Source organism: Cellulomonas sp. HZM (assembly GCF_000708885.1).
In the GTDB taxonomy this organism is placed as follows: domain Bacteria; phylum Actinomycetota; class Actinomycetes; order Actinomycetales; family Cellulomonadaceae; genus Cellulomonas.
Genome location: NZ_JEOE01000011.1, coordinates 35,491 through 54,927, shown reverse-complemented (window position 1 = coordinate 54,927; position 19,437 = coordinate 35,491). Strand labels below are relative to the sequence as shown.

Genomic DNA, 19,437 nt, shown 5'->3' with positions numbered 1-19,437 from the left:
CACGTCCAGACCGGGAGAATGGCCGGGTGAGCGCGCTGGCAGGGACGGGGTCGGCGTCGGCCATCGCAGCCGACGACCCGCGCTCAATGCTGGCCCGGCCGCTCGCGGCGACGTCGCTGCTGGACGCGGTCGTGGACCTGCGCCGGGACGTCGCGGCGACGAAGTTCCCGCTCGACCTGGAGTCCACGCCCGACGCCGTCGCGTCGCGAGACCGGCTCGTCGACCAGCTCGACGAGCACCTGGTGCCGCGCCTCACGGAGCTGTCCGCGCCGGCGGTCGTCGTGGTCGCCGGGTCCACCGGGGCGGGCAAGTCGACGCTCGTGAACTCGCTGGTGGGAGCCGAGGTGAGCACCGCGGGCGTGCTGCGGCCCACGACGCGTGAGCCGGTCCTCGTGCACCACCCGCTCGACGCCGACCTCCTGTCGCACCACCCGGTGCTGGAGTCGGTGGAGGTCGTCGCCGACGATCACGTGCCGCGCGGCATCGCGCTGCTGGACGCGCCCGACCTCGACTCGGTGCTCGAGTCGAACCGCGAGTCGGCGCACCGGCTGCTCGAGGCCGCGGACCTGTGGCTGTTCGTCACGACCGCCTCGCGGTACGGCGACGCGCTGCCGTGGCAGGTGCTCGAGACCGCGGTCGAGCGCGGCGCGACGATCGCGATGGTGCTCAACCGCGTGCCCTCGGACTCGATGCCGACCGTGCGCGGCGACCTGCTGGGGCGACTGCGCGAGCACGGGCTCGCGAACTCGCCGCTGTTCGTCGTGCCGGACGTCGGCCCGCACCAGGGTCTGCTCTCGGCGTCCGCGGTGTCGCCGATCCACCGCTGGCTCATGACGCTCGCCGGACCGGACCGGGCGCGCACCGTCGTCGGGCGCACGCTGCGCGGCTCGCTGACCGCCCTGCGCGGCTGGGTCGACGAGCTCGCGGAGGCAGTGCAGGAGCAGGCGGACGCGGCCGCTCGCATCGGCACGGTCCTGGACGGCGCGGTCGCGGGTCCGACGAGCGACGCGGCGGACGCGATCCGCGGCGGCGCCGTCGCCGACGGCCCGGTGCGCGCTCGCTGGGCCGAGCTGTCCGCGCCCGACGGCCCCCTCGACGGGCTCGTGAACGCGCGCGGGAAGGTGCGCGGCTCGGCGCGACGCGGCCGCGCGCGCTCGGCGGCGCTCGCGCCGCTCGTCGCCGACGTCACGCGGTCCGCCGCAGCCGTGCTCGCGCAGGCCGGAGCCGAGACGGAGTCCGCGCTGCGGTCCGCGCTCGACGGCGCGGGGGCTCCCGCCGGCGGCGCGTCGATCGTGCACGCGTGGCCGCGCGACGCAGCGGCGTCCCGCAGGACCTCGGCGGCCGACCTCGCAGCCCGTGGCTGGGCGTCGCAGGGTGGTCGCCTGGTGCGTGCGGCGACCGCCGCGAGCGGGTCTGCGGGCCGACGAGCCACGCGCGCCGTGACCGCCGTGGGGGAGGACGGGCTCGCCGCGATCGCGCTCGCGGCGGGCGCCGGGGTCAGCGACGCGCGCGTGCTGCTCACGTCGCTGCTCGGGACCGCCGCCGACGCCGTCGTGGACGAGCTCGTCGACGACCTGGCCGGGCGCGCCGCGTCGCAGGCGGGGCTCGAGCGCACGGTCGTCGGCGAGCTGCTCGACGACCCTCACCTCGCCGACGACGCCGCCTCCCGGCTGCGGCTGCGGCTCGCCGTCCTCAAGGGGCTGACATGACCGACGACGACGCGCTGCGGTCCCGGGTCGACGCGCTGGTCGGAGCGGTCGACGCCGCGGGGGACCGGGTGGAGCCCGCGGTCGCCGAGCGGGTCCGCACGACCGCCGCGGGCGTGCGCGAGCGGCTCGCGCTCGGGGTCGACCACACGATCGTGGCGCTCGTCGGCGGCACCGGGTCCGGCAAGTCGAGCCTGTTCAACGCGCTCTCGCGGCTGCAGTTCGCCGACGTCGGCGTGCGTCGGCCGACGACGTCGCAGGTCACGGCGTGCGTCTGGGGGCCGGGGGCGGGCGCGCTGCTCGACTGGCTGGGCGTCGCCGAGGACCGCCGCATCCAGCGTGAGAGCGCGCTCGACGGCGAGGCGGAGACCGAGCTGCGCGGGCTGGTCCTGCTCGACCTGCCGGACCACGACTCGATCGAGCCCGAGCACCGCGCCGTCGTGGACCGGCTGCTGCCGCAGGCGGATGCGCTCGTGTGGGTCGTCGACCCGCAGAAGTACGCCGACGACGCGCTGCACACCGGCTACCTCCAGCGCCTCGTGGGCCACGAGGCCTCGATGCTCGTCATGCTCAACCAGCTCGACACCGTGCCCGTGCCGGAGCGGACCTCCCTGCTCACGGACGTGTCCGACCTGCTCGTGGCCGACGGTCTGAGCGGCGTGCCCGTGTGGGGCGTCTCGGCGCTCACCGGCGAGGGCGTGGGGGACGTGCGTGCGGCGTTCGCGTCCGCCGTCGCGGCGCGCTCGCTCGCGGCGACGCGTGCGTCGGCCGAGCTGGACGACGCGGTGCGCGCCCTCGGGCCGACGGTCGCGGAGCGCGAGCCCGCGGCGCTCACGGTGTCCTCGGTCGTCGACACGCTCGCCGATGCGGCGGGCCTGCCGGCGGTCGCCTCGGCGGTGGGGGCCGCGTCGCGAGGCCGCGACACGACCGTGCCCGACGTCGGCCCGCTGCAGGCGCACACCGTGGGTCGGGCGCGCGCGGCGTGGCTGGACCCCATCGCGTCCGCGCTGCCCGCGCGATGGTCGGCGGACCTGCGTGACCGTGCGGCGACCGCCGCCCGGCTGGGCGAGGAGTCGGCGCACGCGCTCGCGAGCCTGCGGGTCGAGGTGCAGCGCTCGCGTGCGGCGGTCTCGCTGACCGTGCTGGCCGTGGTGCTCGGGGTCGCCGCGATCGCGCTCGGTGCGGTCGGCGTTGGCTCGCTGACGGGTGCGGGAGCGACCGCGACCTGGGCGTTCGTCGGTGCGGCGGTCGCTGTGGCCGGTGTGGTCGCGTGCGTGCTGGGCGCGGCTGCGGCGCGGCGTTCCGCGGGCCGACGACGCGCCCGGCAGACGCTGCAGGACGGGCGCGCGGTGCTCGAGGACGTGGCGCGTCGGCTGCTGCTCGAGCCGACGCAGGCCGTGCTCGCCGAGCACCGCGCGGTGCGTGAGCAGATGGAGCGGGCGCGCGGCTGACGAGACGCCGGCGGCCTTGGTCGTCGGACCTGCGAGCGCCGGGCGCCCCGTCGGACGCGTCGTCGTCGAACCGTCCACAGGCACGCCTCGGGCCGTGCCCGTCCACCGGTGCGCACGGCCGCGGGCCCGCGGGCCGCAGGTCTCGGGCAGCGTCGCTCGCACGAGCCCCGCGTCTGGCCGGGGCGTGGCCAAGGAGGCACTCATGAGCACGCACAACCTCGACGTCACGGTCGTCGGGTGGGTGGGCAGCGACGTCCGGTTGTTCCCCGCGCGCGACGGTCGGCAGGCGTACGCGACGTTCCGGCTGGGGAGCACGCGACGCTACTTCGACCGCGGCACCGGGCAGTGGCGCGACGGGCGGACCGAGTGGTTCCGCGTGAAGTCGTGGCGGGCGCTCGCGATCAACGCGGAGGTGTCGCTCGTCAAGGGCGACCCGGTCGTCGCGCACGGCCGGCTCTCGACCGAGGAGTGGACCGCCGGCGACGGCACGCCGCGCAGCGGACTGGTGCTCGAGGCGACGAGCATCGGGCACGACCTGGCGTTCGGTACCACCCGGTTCCGCCGCACGATCGCGGGCGCGCAGCGCGCCGCCGAGGGCCCGGTGGACGTCTCGGGCTACGAGGAGGCGCCGCCGGAGGAGGGCGACCGTTGGGTCCCGGGCGATGCCGTCGCCGACCCGGAGCAGGAGGCGCACGTCGACGAGGTGGACGACGACGAGCACGACGAGGTCGACGGCCTCGTCGGCGCGCTGCGCGAACGGGAGCGCGAGCTCGTCGCCCGCTGAGACCGTCGGCGGGCCCGCGCTGCCGCCTCGCCCCCCATCGAGCCGGCTCGAGCGGGTCCGCCGACGCCCCGCGTGGGTCGATCGCCTAGGCTGGTGGACCGGATCGCCGGCGCCACCGCACGGCGCGCGACCGGCCCACCATCAGACCAGCAGCCCCACCCGGGGTCCCCGAGCACGCGAGGCGGACGAAGAGCCAGTGGCTGAGTTCATCTACTCCATGATCAAGGCGCGCAAGGCGCACGGCGACAAGCTGATCCTCGACGACGTCACCCTGAACTTCCTGCCGGGCGCCAAGATCGGCGTCGTCGGCCCCAACGGCGCCGGGAAGTCCACGATCCTGAAGATCATGGCGGGCCTCGACCAGCCGTCGAACGGCGAGGCGCGCCTGAGCCCGGGGTACACGGTCGGGATCCTCCAGCAGGAGCCGCCGCTCAACGACAGCAAGACCGTGCTCGGCAACGTCGAGGAGGGCGTCGCCGAGATCAAGGGCAAGCTCGACCGCTACAACGAGATCTCCGCGCTCATGGCGGAGCCCGATGCGGACTTCGACGCGCTGCTGGCCGAGATGGGCCAGCTGCAGGAGGCGATCGACGCCGCCGACGCGTGGGACCTCGACGCCCAGCTCGAGCAGGCGATGGACGCGCTGCGCTGCCCGCCCGCCGACGCCGACGTGTCGGTGCTCTCGGGGGGTGAGCGTCGCCGCGTCGCGCTGTGCAAGCTGCTGCTCGAGAAGCCGGACCTGCTGCTGCTCGACGAGCCCACCAACCACCTCGACGCCGAGTCGGTGCTGTGGCTCGAGCAGCACCTCAAGGACTACGCGGGCGCGATCCTCGCGGTCACGCACGACCGCTACTTCCTCGACAACATCGCGGAGTGGATCTGCGAGGTCGACCGCGGCCGCCTGTACCCGTACGAGGGCAACTACTCGACGTACCTGGAGAAGAAGCAGGAGCGCCTGCAGGTCCAGGGCAAGAAGGACGCCAAGCTCGCCAAGCGCCTCAAGGAGGAGCTGGAGTGGGTGCGGTCCAACGCCAAGGGCCGGCAGACGAAGTCCAAGTCGCGTCTCGCGCGGTACGAGGAGATGGCGGCCGAGGCGGAGCGCACGCGCAAGCTCGACTTCGAGGAGATCCAGATCCCGCCGGGCCCGCGCCTGGGCAACGTCGTGCTCGAGGCCAAGGACCTGGTCAAGGGCTTCGACGGGCGCACGCTCATCGACGGTCTGAGCTTCACGCTGCCGCGCAACGGCATCGTCGGCGTCATCGGTCCCAACGGCGTCGGCAAGACGACCCTGTTCAAGACGATCGTGGGCCTCGAGCCGCTCGACGAGGGCGACCTGAAGATCGGCGAGACCGTCTCGATCTCGTACGTCGACCAGTCGCGCGGCGGGATCGACCCGAAGAAGACGCTGTTCGAGGTCGTGTCCGACGGGCTCGACTTCCTCAAGGTCGGCAACGTCGAGATGCCGTCGCGTGCCTACGTCGCGGCGTTCGGCTTCAAGGGCCCGGACCAGCAGAAGCCCGCCGGGGTGCTGTCGGGTGGTGAGCGCAACCGCCTCAACCTGGCGCTCACGCTCAAGCAGGGCGGCAACCTGCTCCTTCTCGACGAGCCCACCAACGACCTGGACGTCGAGACGCTCGGCTCGCTCGAGAACGCGCTGCTCGAGTTCCCCGGCTGCGCGGTCGTCGTCTCGCACGACCGGTGGTTCCTCGACCGGGTCGCGACGCACATCCTCGCCTACGAGGGCACCGAGGAAGACCCGGCGAGCTGGTACTGGTTCGAGGGCAACTTCGCCTCGTACGAGGAGAACAAGGTCGCGCGCCTCGGCGCCGACGCCGCGCGCCCGCACCGCGTGACGCACCGCAAGCTGCGCCGCGACTGACGTGGGCCGGGCGCGTCACCGCGGGTCGGCGACCAGCGGTGACGCGCCCCAACGGCCAGACTGAGGGCATGGACGAGCGGTCCGGCACCGGGCAGGACGGGCAGCGCGCGGACCTGCGGGCCGACGAGGGCGGCTCGCAGCTCACCGACGCGTTGGAGCACCTGCGCGCCCGGCTCGGGGCCACGACGCTGCCGCTCGACGTCCCCGGCGCCGAGAGCGCCCGACGTGAGCTCGCCGCCGCGAGGGACCAGCTCGACGACTACGTGCTGCCGCGTCTCCGCTCGCGCGGTGCCCCGATGCTGGTCGTGGTCGGCGGCTCGACGGGGGCGGGCAAGTCGACGCTCGTGAACTCGCTCCTCGGGCGCCAGGTGAGCGACCCGGGCGTCCTGCGTCCCACGACGCGCGCCCCCGTCCTGGTGCACCACCCGCAGGACGCGCGCTGGTTCAGCACCGACCGCGTGCTGCCCGGGCTTGCCCGCGTCTCCAGCGAGCCCGGCCGGCGAGACGACGAGCGTCCCGGTCAGGACCGCGCGGTCCGGCTCGTCGCCGACGACGCGCTCCCGCCCGGTCTCGCGCTGCTCGACGCCCCGGACGTCGACTCGGTCGAGACCGGCAACCGCGAGCTCGCGGCGCAGCTGCTCGCGGCGGCTGACCTGTGGCTGTTCGTGACGACCGCCGCGCGCTACGCGGACGCCGTCCCGTGGGACCTGCTCGACGCGGCGGCCGCGCGCCGCGCACAGGTCGCGCTCGTCGTCGACCGCGTCGACCCCGGTGCCGAGCCCGTGGCCGACGACCTGCGCCGCATGCTCGAGGAGCACGGGCTCGGGTCGGCGCGGCTGTTCGTCGTGCCGGAGGCGACGCTCGTCGAGGGTCTGCTGCCCGAGGAGGCCGTCGGCGAGGTCGCCGCGTACCTCTCGGACCTGGGGGCGGACACGGGCGCCCGCCAGGCCGTCGTCGACGCGACGTTCGACGGCGTCGTCGACGACCTCGTGCGTCGCTCGCACGCGATCGCACGCGCGAGCGACGAGCAGGTCGAGGCGGACGCACGCCTGCGGGCCGTCGTCGGGCGCTACGGCGACGACGCCGTGCGTGCGGTCACCGAGGCGACGTCGGACGGCACGCTGCTGCGTGGCGAGGTGCTCGCGCGCTGGCAGGACTTCGTCGGCACGGGCGAGCTGCTCCGCTCGATCGAGCACGGCGTGGGCAAGGTGCGCGACGCGGTCGTCGGGTTCTTCCGCGGCCGGCCGGCGCAGGCGCCGCGCGTCGAGCAGGCGCTCGCGCAGGGGCTGGAAGCGGTGGTCCTCGACGCGCTCGACGACGCCGCGGAGCGCACGCACGCCGCGTGGCGCGCCGACCCCGCGGGTGCCGCGCTCCTCGACGGGCTCGACCTCGCACGCGCGTCACGCGGCGCGCGGATGCAGGTGGGAGAGCAGATCCGGGCGTGGCAGGGCGACGTGCTCGACCTCGTGCGTGAGCAGGGTGCGGAGCGTCGCGGCACGGCACGCGCGCTGTCGTTCGGGCTCAACGGGCTCGGTGTGGCGCTCATGGTCGCGGTGTTCGCGTCGACCGGTGGGCTCACCGGAATCGAGGTCGGGATCGCGGGCGGGACGGCGGTCGTCGCGCAGAAGCTGCTCGAGGCGGTGTTCGGCGACGACGCGGTGCGCAGGCTCACGACGCAGGCGCGCGAGCGGCTCGACGAGCGGGTGCGCGGGCTCGTCGACGCCGAGCAGGTGCGCTACCTCGCGCAGCTGGATGCGCTCGGGAGCGATCGCGGCACAGGGCAGGACCTGCGCGGCGCGGGGGCACGTGTCGAGCGGGCGGCAGCGATCGCGGTCCGCGACGACGCCCCGTCGGCCGCGCCGATGTCCGGGGGTCCCGAGCTGCGCGGTGCCGCGTCGTGGCGCACCGGCGGGCGCGCGGCCGGCGTCGGGGCTGGGCAGCCGACGGGCCCAGACGAGCCGGCCGCGACTCGGCCCGGCTTCTGGCGTCGGCTGCTCGGGCGCGCATGAGCACCGACCTCGCGCAGCGCACCCAGGCGCTGCAGGACGCCCTCGACGCGGCCGGCGAGCGCCTGCCTGCGGACCTCGCCGCGCAGGCGCGCGCGGTCGTCGCCCGGACGAGAGAGCGTGCCGGCCTGTCCGCGGAGCACACCGTCGTCGCCCTCGCGGGGTCGACGGGATCGGGCAAGTCGTCGCTGTTCAACGCGATCGTCGGCGAGGACGTCGCAGGCGTCGGGGTGCAGCGGCCCACGACGTCGCACGCCCTCGCGATGGTGACGGGCGACGGCGCAGGCCCGCTGCTGGAATGGCTCGAGGTAGGCCGGCGGCACGAGCTCGCGGTCCCGCCCGCCGGCCGTCCCGACGCGGGCTGGGTGCTGCTCGACCTGCCGGACCACGACTCGGTCGTGACGGAGCACCGGGTGCGCGCGGAGCGGCTCGTGGAGCGTGCCGACCTGCTCGTCTGGGTCGTTGACCCGCAGAAGTACGCCGACGCCGCGTTGCACGAGCGCTACCTGCGGCCGCTGGCCCAGGAGCGCGAGCTGGTCACCGTCGTCGTGCTCAACCAGGTCGACCGCCTGGCGCCCGCGGACGCGCAAGCGTGCGTCCGTGACCTGCGCCGACTGCTGGCACAGGACGGCCTCCCGGGTGCGCGCGTGCTCGCGGTGTCCGCCCGGACCGGCCAGGGGCTCGACGAGCTGCGCACGTTGCTCGCCGACGCCGCGGCGCGCCGCGAGGCCGCGACCCGGCGCTGGGCGGCCGACCTGGCCGCATCGGGGCGGGCGGTTCTGGAGTCGCTCGGCGACGGGCCGCCCCGGCGCGGCGCACCGGACGCCGCGCGCCTCGTCGACGGGCTCGAGGCGGCGGCGGGCGTGCCGGTGGTCGTCGACGCCGTGCGTGCCTCGGCGCGCAGGGATGCCGCCGCCTCGACGGGCTGGCCGGTCACGCGCTGGGTCGGCAGGCTCCGGCGTGACCCGCTGCGCAGGCTCGGCCTGCGGACGCCGAGCGCACGGCCCGACCTCGCGCGGTCGTCGCTGCCGGCGGCGTCGCCGAGCTCGTCGGCCGCGGCCCGCACCGCGGTGCGCGACCACGTGGCAGCCGCGACGGCGGGCCTGCCGGATCCCTGGGTGCTCGACGCACGCGCGCGCACGGCCGCGTCGACCTCCGCGATCACGGACGCGCTCGACCAGGCCGTCGTGGGGACACGGCTCGACGCCGAGCGGCGACCGGCCTGGTGGCGTGTCGTCGACGTGCTGCAGCGCGCGCTCGTCGTCGTCGCGGTGGTCGGGCTCGCGTGGCTCGGGCTGCTGTGGGCGGTCGGCTACCTCCAGCTCCCCGAGGTCGGCGTGCCGCACTGGCGCCAGATCCCGGTGCCGACGCTCCTGCTCGTCGGCGGCCTGCTCACGGGGCTCCTGCTCGCGCTCGTGTCACGCGCCGTCGCCGCGCTGGGCGCGCGCCGCCGAGCCGCCCGGGCCCGGCGTCGGCTGCGCCGCTCGGTGCAGGACGTCGCGGACCGGCTCGTCGTCGGACCGGTGGCCGAGGTCCTCGCGGACTGGCGCGGGGCCCGCGACGCGGCCTCCAGGGCGGCGTCCTGACCCGCGGTGCGAGAATCCCCGGGTGACCCGTCTGCACGTGCCCGTCGCCCTGCGCTGGTCGGACCTCGACGCCTACCAGCACGTCAACAACGTCGAGATGTTCCGGCTCCTCGAGGACGCCCGCATCACCGCGTTCTGGCGGCACCCGGACGCGGCCGACGAGCCGTGGCCGACCGCCGTGCTCGACACCGGCCCGCACGCGTCGTCGCACACGCTCGTGGCGCGCCAGGAGATCGAGTACCTGCGGCCGCTCGGGTTCACGCGCAACCCCGTGCGCGTCGAGATGTGGATCGGGCACCTCGGGGGCGCGAGCCTCGAGGTCTGCTACGAGGTCCACGCCGGCCCCGCGCGCTTCGACCGTGTCGGGCCTGCGTCCGGTCAGGTTCCGTACGCGAAGGCGGCGACGACGATCGTCGTCGTCGACGCCATCACCGAGCAGCCGCGTCGCATCACCGCCGACGAGCGCGCCGCTTGGGAGCCGTTCGTGGGGGAGGCCCTCACGTTCCGTCGTCGGCGCTGAGGCCCGGCCCCCGGGCCGGACGGTCCGTGCGCGCCGCCTCGGCCCGCTCCGCCGCGCTCGCGATGTTGCGCTGCATGCCGCCGAACACCACCCCGTGGAACGGGTACACGGACCACCAGTAGAGCTGGCCGGCGAGCCCGTGCGGGTGGAACAGCGCGCGCTGCGTGAACGTCGTCGGCCCGACGAGCGGGTCGTCGGAACCGTCCACGCGCAGCTCGAGCCACGCAAGTCCGGGGAGCCGCATCTCGGCCCGCAGGCGCAGCAGCCGCCCCGGCTCGATCGCCTCGACACGCCAGAAGTCCACCGCGTCGTCGACCAGCAGCCGTCCCGGGTCCCGCCGCCCGCGACGCAGGCCCGGGCCCCCGACGAACCGGTCGAGCACCCCCCGCACGCGCCACGCGAGCGCCCACGAGTACCACCCGCGCTCACCGCCGACGGCCTCGACCACGCGCCACAGCGCCGCCGGGGACGCGTCGACCTGCTCGGAGCGCTCGTCGACGTACAGCGAGCCGCCCGCCCAGTCGGGGTCGCTCGGCAGCGGGTCGCTCGGGGCCCCGGCCAGCGCGGCCGACGACCAGCGCGTGCTGACCGCGGCCTCCTGGATCCGCTGCAGCGCGAGCCGCACCGCGAGGTCGAAGCCGACGAGCCCGTCGGGCGGGTCGGGGACGTGGCGCGCGATGTCGTGCTCGTCGCACACCACCTCGTGCACGAGCGACTCGACGAGCGGCCGCGCGAGGCCTCCGGGGACCGGCGTCACGAGCGAGACCCACAGGCTCGAGAGGCGGGGCGTCAGCACGCCGACGCCCACGATCACCCGTCGGGGCAGCCCCTCGGCCTCGGCGTAGCGCTGCATCATCTCGCGGTACGTCAGCACGTCCGGTCCGCCGATGTCGAAGCCGCGGCTGACGTCCGGCGGCATGGACGCCGACCCGACGAGGTAGCGCAGCACGTCCCGCACGGCGATCGGCTGGATGCGGTTGTCCACCCAGCGCGGCACGGTCATCGCGGGCAGCCGCTCGGTGAGGTAGCGCATCATCTCGAACGACGCGGAACCCGACCCGAGGATGACGGCGGCGCGCAGCACGGTCGTCGGGACGCCCGACGCGAGCAGGATCTCGCCGACCTCGGTGCGCGAGGCCAGGTGCGGCGAGAGCTCCTCGCCCTCGGGGTAGAGGCCACCGAGGTACACGATCCGGCCCACCCCCGCCTCGCGCGCGGCCTGCGAGAACACGAGGGCCGTGTGCCGGTCGCGCTGCTCGAACGAGCGTCCCGAGCCGAGCGCGTGGATGAGGTAGTAGGCGACGTCCGCGCCAGCGAGTGCGGCCGCGATCTGCGCCGGCTCGCCCGCGTCGGCACGGACCACGTCGACCTGGTCGTACCAGTCGCGCCCACGCAGGCGGTCGGGGTTGCGGGCGATCGCGCGCACTCGGTACCCGGCGGCGAGCAGCTCCGGCACGAGCCTGCCCCCGACGTACCCCGTGACGCCCGTGACGGCGGCGAGCGGCGCGTCGGGTCGCGGTCGGCCATCGGGTCCGGTGCCCGGCACCAGGCCGACGAGCGTCGCGGCGGCCGTGCGGGGCTCGAGCGTCGGTTCCATCCGGGCAGTCTGCGTGCGCCGGGCCGTGCCCGCACCCGCAGCGGGACGGCTTCAGCCGCCGAGCAGCTCGAGCGTGCGCCGCTCGGCGACGTGCTGCGACCTCGTCGCGCGGATGGTCTCGCCGTGCTCCCACAGGTCGAACAGGCGCGGGTCGATGTACGACGCGCGGCACACCGCGGGCGTGTTGCCGAGCTCGTCGGCGACATCCGTGACGACCGCCGTCGCGACACGACGCCGCGCGCGCTCGGAGCCCGGGGGAGGTCCGGCGTCCGCGAGGCCGCGTGCGGCCAGCACCGTCGCGTGCCACGTGCGGAAGTCCTTCGCGCTCGCGTCGTCGCCCAGCCGCTGCTTGACGTACGACGACACGTCGGCGCTCGTGACGTCGTGCCACGTGCCGTCGTCGTCGCGCCACGCGAGCAGCTCCGGTCCGTCGTCGCTGCGCCGCACGAGCGCACGGCCGAGGCGTGCCACGTCGTCGTCCTCGACGACCGTGTCGCGCACCTGGCCCGACTTCGCCGGGAAGTGCAGGTGCACGCGCCCCTCGTCGCCATCGTGCGCCGGCGGCAGCACCGTGACGTGCTCACGCAGGAGCGTCGCGAGCCCGTACGAGCCGTGCTTGCTCGCGTACCCCTCGCCGCCGACACGCAGGTATGCGAGGTCGAGCAGCCGGAACGCGAGCGCGAGCACCTTCTCGCGCCCGAAGCCGTCGAGCTCGAGGTCGCGACGGACCCGCCGGCGCGCTGCGGGCAGCCGGCGGGCCACGTCGAGCACGTGGTCGTGCTTGAGCCGGTCGCGGCGCACGCGCCACTGCTGGTGGTACAGGTACTGGCGGCGTTCGGCGGCGTCCAGCCCGGCGGCCTGGATGTGGCCGTTCGGCAGCGGGCAGATCCACACGTCCGTCCATGCGGGTGGGATGGCGAGGCCGACGATGCGCTCGAGGTGCTGCTCGTCGACGATGCGCACCGCGTCGAGGTCCAGGTACACGAACGAGCTGCCGCGTCTGCTCCGTGACCATCCGGGGGAGTCGATCCGTACACGCCGCAGCCGCACCATGTCCCGCAGTGTCACCCGCCGCGACGGCGCCCGCACGGCGGGCGGCACCGGGGCGGGGCGGACCGCGCACGAGCCGGCCGTGCTAGGGAACCCGCACCATGCCCTCCTGCGCGACCGACGCCACGAGGTCCCCGTCACGCGTGAAGACGCGCGCGGCGCCGAGCCCGCGCCCGCCCTGCGCCGAGGGCGACGACTGGACGTACAGGAGCCAGTCGTCCACTCGTACATCTCGGTGCCACCACATCGCGTGGTCGAGCGACGCGATCGACAGCCCCGGGCTGACCCAGGACTCGCCCGTGCGGCGCAGCACCGGCTCGAGCATCACCTGGTCGCACGCGTACGCCAGCAGCGCGCGGTGCAGCAGCTGGTCGTCGGGGAGGGGACCGCGCGAGCGGAACCACACCAGCTGGCGCCCGTCGCGCTCGGCGGCCGGGCCCAGGTAGATCGAGCCACCGACGTGCCGTACGTCGAACGCCGCCTCCTGCGTCCAGAACTTCGCGACGGGGTGGTCGATGCCCGACAGGAGGTCCATCGCGGAGGGAACCTGCTCGGGCGGCGGCACGTCGGACGGCATCGGGTCGGCGTACTCGACGCCGTCCTGACGCTCCTGGAAGGACGTGATCATCGACAGGATCGCCGCGCCACCCTGGAGCGCGTGGGTCCGGCGCGCGGTGAACGACCGGCCGTCGCGCAGGCGCTCGACCGCGAACGTGATGGGCTCGCGCACGTCGCCCGCCCGCAGGAAGTAGCCGTGCAGCGAGTGCGGCAGCCGGTCCTCCTCGACCGTGCGCCCCGCGGCGAGCAGCGACTGCGCGAGCACCTGGCCGCCGAACACGCGGCCGTTGGGCTGCGGCAGGCTCGTGCCGGAGAACACGTCGGGCGACGACGGGTCGCGCTCCACGTCGAGCACGGCGAGCACGGGGGCCATCGGGTCGCGAGGCGCGTCGGTCATGTGCCGAGCCTGCCATGCGCGCGGCTCGGGGCCGTGCCGGCCACGCGCTGGGACGTCAGTCCTCGAACGTGTTGAGCATCGAGTGCGCGGCCCGCTCGAGGTAGTCCCACAGCTCGGCGCGGTGCAGCGGCGCGAGGTCGAGCGAGTCGACCGCGGTGCGCATGTGCGCGAGCCACCGGTCGCGCGCGTCCGGGTTGACCTTGAACGGTGCGTGCCGCATGCGCAGCCGCGGGTGGCCGCGCTGCTCGGAGTACGTCGTCGGCCCGCCCCAGTACTGCTCGAGGAACAGGGTCAGGCGCTCGGCCGCGGGACCCAGATCCGCCTCGGGGTACATCGGGCGCAGCACCTCGTCGTCGGCCACGCCGCGGTAGAACTCGTCGACGAGCGCGACGAACGTCGCGTGCCCGCCGACCGCCTCGTAGAAGGAGTCCGCTCTCACGCGGACATCCTCACACGTGGCGGCGCACCCGCCGGACCGCGCTACAGCCCCAGCTCGGCGAGAACAGGCAGCTGGTCGCGCACGACGGCCCGGGCGTCCGCGGCCGACGACGCGGCGAGCGCGAGCCCCGCGAGGCGCCGGCACTCGTCGAGCGTCACGGTCTCGAGCACGGCGGCGACGTCGGCCAGCGCGCGCGGTGTCATCGACAGCGACGTGACCCCGAGCCCGACGAGCACGACGGCCATCGCTGGGGAGGCCGCCGCCTCGCCGCACACCCCGACAGGCCGTCCCTGCGCGGCACCCCCGCGACAGGTCGCGGCGACGAGCTGCAGCACCGCGGGCTGCCACGCCTGGGACAGGTGCGCGACCGCGCCGAGGAGCCGGTCGGCGGCCATCGTGTACTGCACGAGGTCGTTGGTGCCGATCGACGCGAACCGCGCGTGCGCGAGGATCGGCCCGGACATCAGCGCGGCGCTCGGCACCTCGACCATGACGCCCGCCTGCTCGAGCCCGTGCCGCGCGCACGCGGCGACGAAGTCCTGCGCCTCGTCGACCGTCGAGACCATCGGGGCCATGACCCACACGTGCGCGCTCTCGGCCTGCGCGGCCGTCGCGATCGCGACGAGCTGGTCCTCGAGGATGTCCGGGTGCACGGCCGCCGTGCGCAGGCCGCGCACACCGAGCGCCGGGTTGACCTCGGGGTCGCCCGCGACGAACGGCATCGGCTTGTCGGCGCCCGCGTCGAGCGTGCGGATCACCACCTTGCGGTCCGGGAACGCCGCGAAGACGCGGCGGTACTCGCGCACCTGCTCCGCGACCGACGGCGCCTCGGAGCGGTCGAGGAACTCGAACTCGGTGCGGAACAGACCGACGCCCTCGGCACCGGCCTCGGCCGCCGACTCGGCCGCGCCCGGGTCGCCCACGTTCGCGAGGAGCTCGACGTGGTGGCCGTCCGCGGTACGGCCCGGACCGGTGAAGGTACGGACCAGCGCGGCGAGCGCGCGCGCCGCGGCGACGTCGTCGTCCGAGGGGTCCAGCGTCACGGTGCCGGCGCTCCCGTCGACCACCACCGTCGCGCCGTCGGCCAGGCCGTCGAGCAGCCCGCGTGCCGCGACGACCGCCGGGACGCCGCGGGCGCGCGCGAGTATCGCGGTGTGCGCCGTCGGTCCGCCCTCGGCGGTGGCGATCGCGAGCACGCGGTCGGTGTCCATCGTCGCGACGACGGCGGGCGCGAGGTCCACCGCGACGAGCACGAACGGCTGGTCGCGCTCGGGCACGCCGGGTGCGGCACGGCCGGTGAGCTCCGCGACGAGGCGGTCACGGACGTCGGCGACGTCGCGCGTGCGCTCCGCGAACAGCCCGCCCAGCTCCTCGAACTGCGCGGAGACCGACGCGGCGGCCTCCCAGACGGCACGCTCGGGCACGAGGTGGTCGGACATCACGCGCGCGACCGCGTCGTCGACCAGCGTCGGGTCGGTGGCCATCGCCGCGGTCGTGCGCAGCAGGTCGGCCGCGTCGCCCTCGGTGCGGTCGGCGAGCTCGTCGAGCCCGGCCTTGACGCGCTCCGCGGCCTCGCCGATGCGTGCGGCCTCGGCGTCGTGGTCCGTGCCCGGCGCCAGGCGGCGCCCGGCGGGCGGCTCGGGGACCGGGTCGGGCATGCGGACGGCCGGGGCCGCGACGCGGCCGGGGCTCACGCCGATGCCGGTGACGACCGTGGGGGGCTGCGGGCTCACCTGTGCTGACCTCCTCGTCGAGTCCTCGCAGTCTGGTCCCCGGGCGGCCCCGTGCGCCAGCAGGCACGACACGGCGCGGCCGTGTCGTCCCATCTGCACGACCGTCCGTGAGACGGTCCGGCGCAGGGCGTGACGAGCGTTACCCTTGACGAGACGTCGAACGTCGTGCGGCCAGCCCGCGCCGGCAGAACAGAGGAGTCCAGTTGAGCAAGGCAGAGCAGATCCTCGCAGCGCTGGGTGGCGACTCGAACGTCGTGGACCTCGAGCCCTGCATCACGCGGCTGCGGGTCGAGGTCGGTGACTCCCAGCTGGTCGACGAGGCCGCTCTCAAGGCGTCCGGCGCGTTCGGTGTCGTGCGCTCGGGTCGCATCGTGCAGGTCATCGTCGGCCCCGAGGCGGACAACCTCGCCGCGGAGCTGGACTCCCTGCGCTGAGCGAGTCCGTCACGGCCGGCCCGTCACGCCAGTCCGTGACGCCGGCCGGCTCAGGCGGGTTCCGGCCCCGTCGGCTCGTCCTCCTGCGCTGCCGGACGGTCCGCCGCGTCGCCCGGCTCGTCCGCGGCAGGAGCCACCACCCGCTCGCGGTGCGCGGCGAGCGCATCGCGCTGGCCCGCGAGCGGGACGCCCGCGACCTCGAGCACGTGGCGGGTCTGCGTCCGCAGCGCGCGGGCGACCTCCCACTGCCGCGCCGGTGACGTGCGGATCTTGAGCCGCAGGGTCACCGAGTCGGCGCTGAGCCGCTCGATGCCCGTGATGACGGGCTCGCCCTGCACGTCGGGCCCCACCTGCGGGTCGGCGACCACGCGGGCTGCGGCCTCCTGCAGCAGCGCGCGCACCTCGTCGAGGTCCGCGAAGTAGTCGACGTCGACCTCGACGACAGCGGTCGACCAGCCCTGCGTCTTGTTGCCGACGCGCACCATCGACCCGTTCGGGACGTACCAGAGCGTGCCGTCGGCGTCGCGCACCTTCGTCACGCGCAGCGTCACTGCCTCGACCGTGCCGTTGGCGGGGCCGACGTCGACGACGTCGCCCACGCCGTACTGGTCCTCGAGCAGCATGAACGTCCCGGTGAGGAAGTCCTTCACGAGGCTCTGCGCACCGAAGCCGAGCGCGACGCCGACGATGCCCGCGGACGCGATGAACGGCGCGATGTTGACGCCGAGCTGGTCGAGCACGAGGAACAGCGCGATCGCGCCGACGAGGATCGACGCGGTCGAGCGCAGCACCGAGCCGAGCGTGCGCGCACGCTGCGCGCGTCGCGCCGTCGCGAGCGGGTCGGCCTTGAGCAGCGCGCTCCCGACGGCGGTGTCCTGCAGGCCGGCGCGTGCCGCGATCGGGGTGCCCTCGGCCACGTGGTCGGTCACGGTCCGGATGACGCGACGCAGCAGCGCCAGGACGACGCTGCTGACGCCGACGATGATGATGACGTTCAGGGGGATGCCGACGAACCACTCCCAGAGCCCGCTCGGCGTCGCCTTGTCCGGCAGCACGCCGGGCGTCGCGCTCGGGTCGGGGGACGGGGCGAACCTCATGCCGCACCCCCGTCGTGCCCGGCGGTGTGCCCGGCGACCGCGACGAGCCCCGTGGCCGTGGCGAGCCCGGTGGCCGTGGCGACGAACTGCAGCTGCTCCGCGGTGAGGCCCACGGTCCGCGACAGCGACCGCCCGCCGTGCCCGACGCCGGTCTCGCGCCGCACGAGCACCGGTGCCTCGCCGCTCGTCGCGGCCTGCAGCGCCGCCGCGAGCTTGCGCGCGTGCAACGGGTCGACGCGCGTGTCTCCCTCGAAGACGGTGAACAGCGTCGCGGGGTAGCGGGTCCCGTCGACGACGCGGTGGTACGGCGAGTACCCGAGCAGCCAGCCGAGCTCGACGGGGTCGCCGGCGTCGCCGTACTCCTCGGTCCACGTCACGCCCAGGCCGAAGCGCTGGTAGCGCACCATGTCGAGCAGCGGCGCGGAGCACACCACCGCGGCGAACAGCTCGGGCTGCTGCGTGAGCGCGGCGCCCACGAGCAGGCCGCCGTTGGAACCGCCCCAGCAGGCGAGTTGCTCGCTCGTGGTCCAGCCGTGCTCGACGAGCCACCGTGCGACCGCGTGGAAGTCGTCGAACACGTTCTGCTTGTGCTCACGCATCCCGTCGCGGTGCCACCGCTCGCCCTCCTCGCCGCCGCCGCGCAGGTTCGCGACGACGTGCACCCCGCCCGCCTCGACCCATGCGAGCGTGGACGCGGAGTAGGCGGGGTCGAGCGAGATCTGGAAGCCGCCGTAGCCGTAGAGCACGGTCGGTGCGGGGGACAGCGGCGTCCCGTCGTCGGCCAGGGCGTCCGCGCGCGCGACGACGAAGGCCCGGACCGTCGTCCCGTCGGCGCTGGTGACCTCGACCTGCTGCACGCGCACGTCCGGTACGTCGGCGACGGTCCCGGGCGGCGAAGCCCAGAGCTCGACGCGGCCGGTCCTGGCGTCGTACCGGTGCACCGCGGGCACGGTCGTGTGGTCGGTGTACGTGAACCACACGTCCGGACCGCCCTCGGGCCGGGTGACCAGCCCGGAGACGGACCCCAGACCGGGCAGCGTCACCTCGCCGGTCCGTTCTCCCGTGGCGGGGTCGTGCGCCGTCACCTCGGACACCGCGTGCCGGCGCCAGCTCGCGAGCAGGTGCGTCGGCGCCGAGGGGTCGCCGTCGTCGGTGAAGGCCACGCCCTCGAGCACCGCCGTCTCGTCCTGCTCGAGCACGGTGCGCCAATGCCGCACGCCTGGGCGCGTCGGGTCGGTCACGGCGAGCCTGCCGCGCGGCGCGTCGAGGTCGGTGTGGACCCACAGCCGTCCGTCGCGGCCGACCCAGGCGCCCGTCTCGGCGTCGAGGCCGACGACGACCTCCTCGAGCTCGGGCACGCCCGGCGTGTCGAGGTCGGCGATCCAGACGTCGGTGCGCGGTGCGGTGCCGGCGGAGGCGGAGACGATCAGCCAGCGACCGTCGCGCGAGACGGACACGCCGTAGTAGTTCGTGAGCTCCAGACCGGCGCCGAACACCTCGACGTCCTCGGCGGGGTCCGCACCGACGCGGTGCAGCCACACGCGGCGGTGGTACTGCTGCTCGTCGGCCGGGACACGGTCGGGCGCGAGCCGCCGGACGTAGAAGAACGCGTCGCCCCCCGGGAGCCAGGCGACGGGGGAGTAGCGGGCGCGGTCGATCGGGCCGTCGACGAGGTCGCCCGTGGCGACATCGAGCACGTGCAGGACGCTCTCCTCGGTGCCGCCGTGCGAGACCTGGTAGGCGAGCAGATCGCCCTCCTTCGAGGGCTGCCACGAGTCGAGCGTCGTCGTCCCGGCGGGGTCGAGCACCATCGGGTCGACGAGCACGCGCTCGCTGCCGTCCGGCTCGGCCACGACCACCACGGCGTGCTCCTGGTCCCCCGCGCGCCGCGAGAAGAACCTGCGGTCGCCGCGCCACGCAGGGGTGCCGACGAAGCCGGCACCGAGCAGCTCGTGCAGACGGGCGACGAGGCGTGCCGAGGCGAACGGCCCCTCGTCGGGGTACGTCGAGCGGTGGGCCCCGTACAGATCGTCCTGCTCGTGCGACCACGCGCGCGTCTCGTCCGCGCCCGCGTCCTCGAGCCAGCGGTAGGGGTCGGCGACGAGGTGGCCGTGCAGGTCCTCGACGAGGTCGAGGCGCGGGGCGTCGGGGTACGTGCGCGCTGCGGGGGGCAGCGAGGGGGCCGTCATGGTCCGCAAGG

The 19,437-nt window shown here is 75.2% G+C and carries 15 protein-coding genes; 8 read left to right on the top strand and 7 right to left on the bottom strand.

The genetic code is table 11. The features are described 5' to 3' along the window. Nucleotides 1-26 precede the first annotated feature (26 nt). The 7 genes from AW16_RS0108045 (at nt 27) to AW16_RS0108015 (ending at nt 9,932) form a co-directional block, all read left to right on the top strand. Complete coding sequence (locus AW16_RS0108045) at nt 27-1,709, top strand: GTPase domain-containing protein (RefSeq protein WP_051681775.1); 1,683 nt, start codon at nt 27-29, stop codon at nt 1,707-1,709. Further along, on the top strand, nt 1,706-3,157 hold the full coding sequence (locus AW16_RS0108040) for a GTPase (protein WP_034648421.1): 1,452 nt from the start codon (nt 1,706-1,708) through the stop codon (nt 3,155-3,157). Before AW16_RS0108045 ends, AW16_RS0108040 begins: the two co-directional genes overlap by 4 nt. Before the next feature lie 202 nt (nt 3,158-3,359). Then, nucleotides 3,360-3,941 carry a single-stranded DNA-binding protein gene (locus AW16_RS17665; protein WP_156044110.1) on the top strand — a complete coding sequence of 194 codons (582 nt, stop codon included), beginning with the start codon at nt 3,360-3,362 and terminating at the stop codon, nt 3,939-3,941. 196 nt (nt 3,942-4,137) lie between these two features. Beyond that, a complete protein-coding gene (ettA, locus tag AW16_RS0108030; RefSeq protein ID WP_029289495.1) occupies nt 4,138-5,820 on the top strand; it encodes an energy-dependent translational throttle protein EttA in 1,683 nt (560 codons plus the stop codon). A gap of 68 nt (nt 5,821-5,888) precedes the next feature. Continuing rightward, nucleotides 5,889-7,829, top strand: a complete 1,941-nt coding sequence (locus tag AW16_RS0108025; protein WP_081861536.1) for a dynamin family protein — start codon at nt 5,889-5,891, stop codon at nt 7,827-7,829. Then, nucleotides 7,826-9,412: a GTPase family protein gene (locus AW16_RS0108020; RefSeq protein ID WP_029289491.1), complete on the top strand. Its 1,587-nt coding sequence runs from the start codon at nt 7,826-7,828 to the stop codon at nt 9,410-9,412. Before AW16_RS0108025 ends, AW16_RS0108020 begins: the two co-directional genes overlap by 4 nt. A gap of 22 nt (nt 9,413-9,434) precedes the next feature. Next, the gene (locus tag AW16_RS0108015) at nt 9,435-9,932 is read left to right on the top strand and encodes a thioesterase family protein (protein ID WP_029289489.1); all 498 of its coding nucleotides are present in this window, start codon (nt 9,435-9,437) and stop codon (nt 9,930-9,932) included. Here the strand turns inward: AW16_RS0108015 and AW16_RS0108010 are convergent. The 5 genes from AW16_RS0108010 to ptsP form a co-directional block, all read right to left on the bottom strand. Next, nucleotides 9,910-11,529 carry an SDR family oxidoreductase gene (locus AW16_RS0108010; RefSeq protein WP_081861535.1) on the bottom strand — a complete coding sequence of 540 codons (1,620 nt, stop codon included), beginning with the start codon at nt 11,527-11,529 and terminating at the stop codon, nt 9,910-9,912. The two genes, AW16_RS0108015 and AW16_RS0108010, sit on opposite strands and share 23 nt — an antisense overlap. Nucleotides 11,530-11,580: 51 nt before the next feature. Beyond that, nucleotides 11,581-12,582: a DNA topoisomerase IB gene (locus tag AW16_RS0108005; RefSeq protein ID WP_029289485.1), complete on the bottom strand. Its 1,002-nt coding sequence runs from the start codon at nt 12,580-12,582 to the stop codon at nt 11,581-11,583. An 82-nt stretch (nt 12,583-12,664) separates the two neighbouring features. Further along, nucleotides 12,665-13,534, bottom strand: a complete 870-nt coding sequence (locus AW16_RS0108000; protein WP_029289483.1) for an acyl-CoA thioesterase II — start codon at nt 13,532-13,534, stop codon at nt 12,665-12,667. A gap of 55 nt (nt 13,535-13,589) precedes the next feature. Beyond that, a complete protein-coding gene (locus AW16_RS0107995) occupies nt 13,590-13,973 on the bottom strand; it encodes a globin (protein ID WP_029289481.1) in 384 nt (127 codons plus the stop codon). Between the two features lie 41 nt (nt 13,974-14,014). Continuing rightward, nucleotides 14,015-15,706, bottom strand: a complete 1,692-nt coding sequence (ptsP, locus tag AW16_RS0107990; RefSeq protein WP_029289479.1) for a phosphoenolpyruvate--protein phosphotransferase — start codon at nt 15,704-15,706, stop codon at nt 14,015-14,017. 203 nt (nt 15,707-15,909) lie between these two features. Here ptsP and AW16_RS0107985 point away from each other — a divergent pair, with 203 nt between their 5' ends. Next, nucleotides 15,910-16,140 carry a glucose PTS transporter subunit EIIB gene (locus AW16_RS0107985; protein WP_029289477.1) on the top strand — a complete coding sequence of 77 codons (231 nt, stop codon included), beginning with the start codon at nt 15,910-15,912 and terminating at the stop codon, nt 16,138-16,140. A 50-nt stretch (nt 16,141-16,190) separates the two neighbouring features. On the opposite strand, the gene AW16_RS17025 is transcribed toward AW16_RS0107985, so the two are convergent. Continuing rightward, the gene (locus AW16_RS17025) at nt 16,191-17,237 is read right to left on the bottom strand and encodes a mechanosensitive ion channel family protein (RefSeq protein ID WP_029289475.1); all 1,047 of its coding nucleotides are present in this window, start codon (nt 17,235-17,237) and stop codon (nt 16,191-16,193) included. Then, nucleotides 17,234-19,426, bottom strand: coding sequence for a prolyl oligopeptidase family protein (locus AW16_RS0107975; protein ID WP_051681773.1), 2,193 nt, complete (start codon nt 19,424-19,426; stop codon nt 17,234-17,236). The genes AW16_RS17025 and AW16_RS0107975 overlap by 4 nt, the downstream gene beginning before the upstream one ends. Between the last annotated feature and the right edge of the window lie 11 nt (nt 19,427-19,437).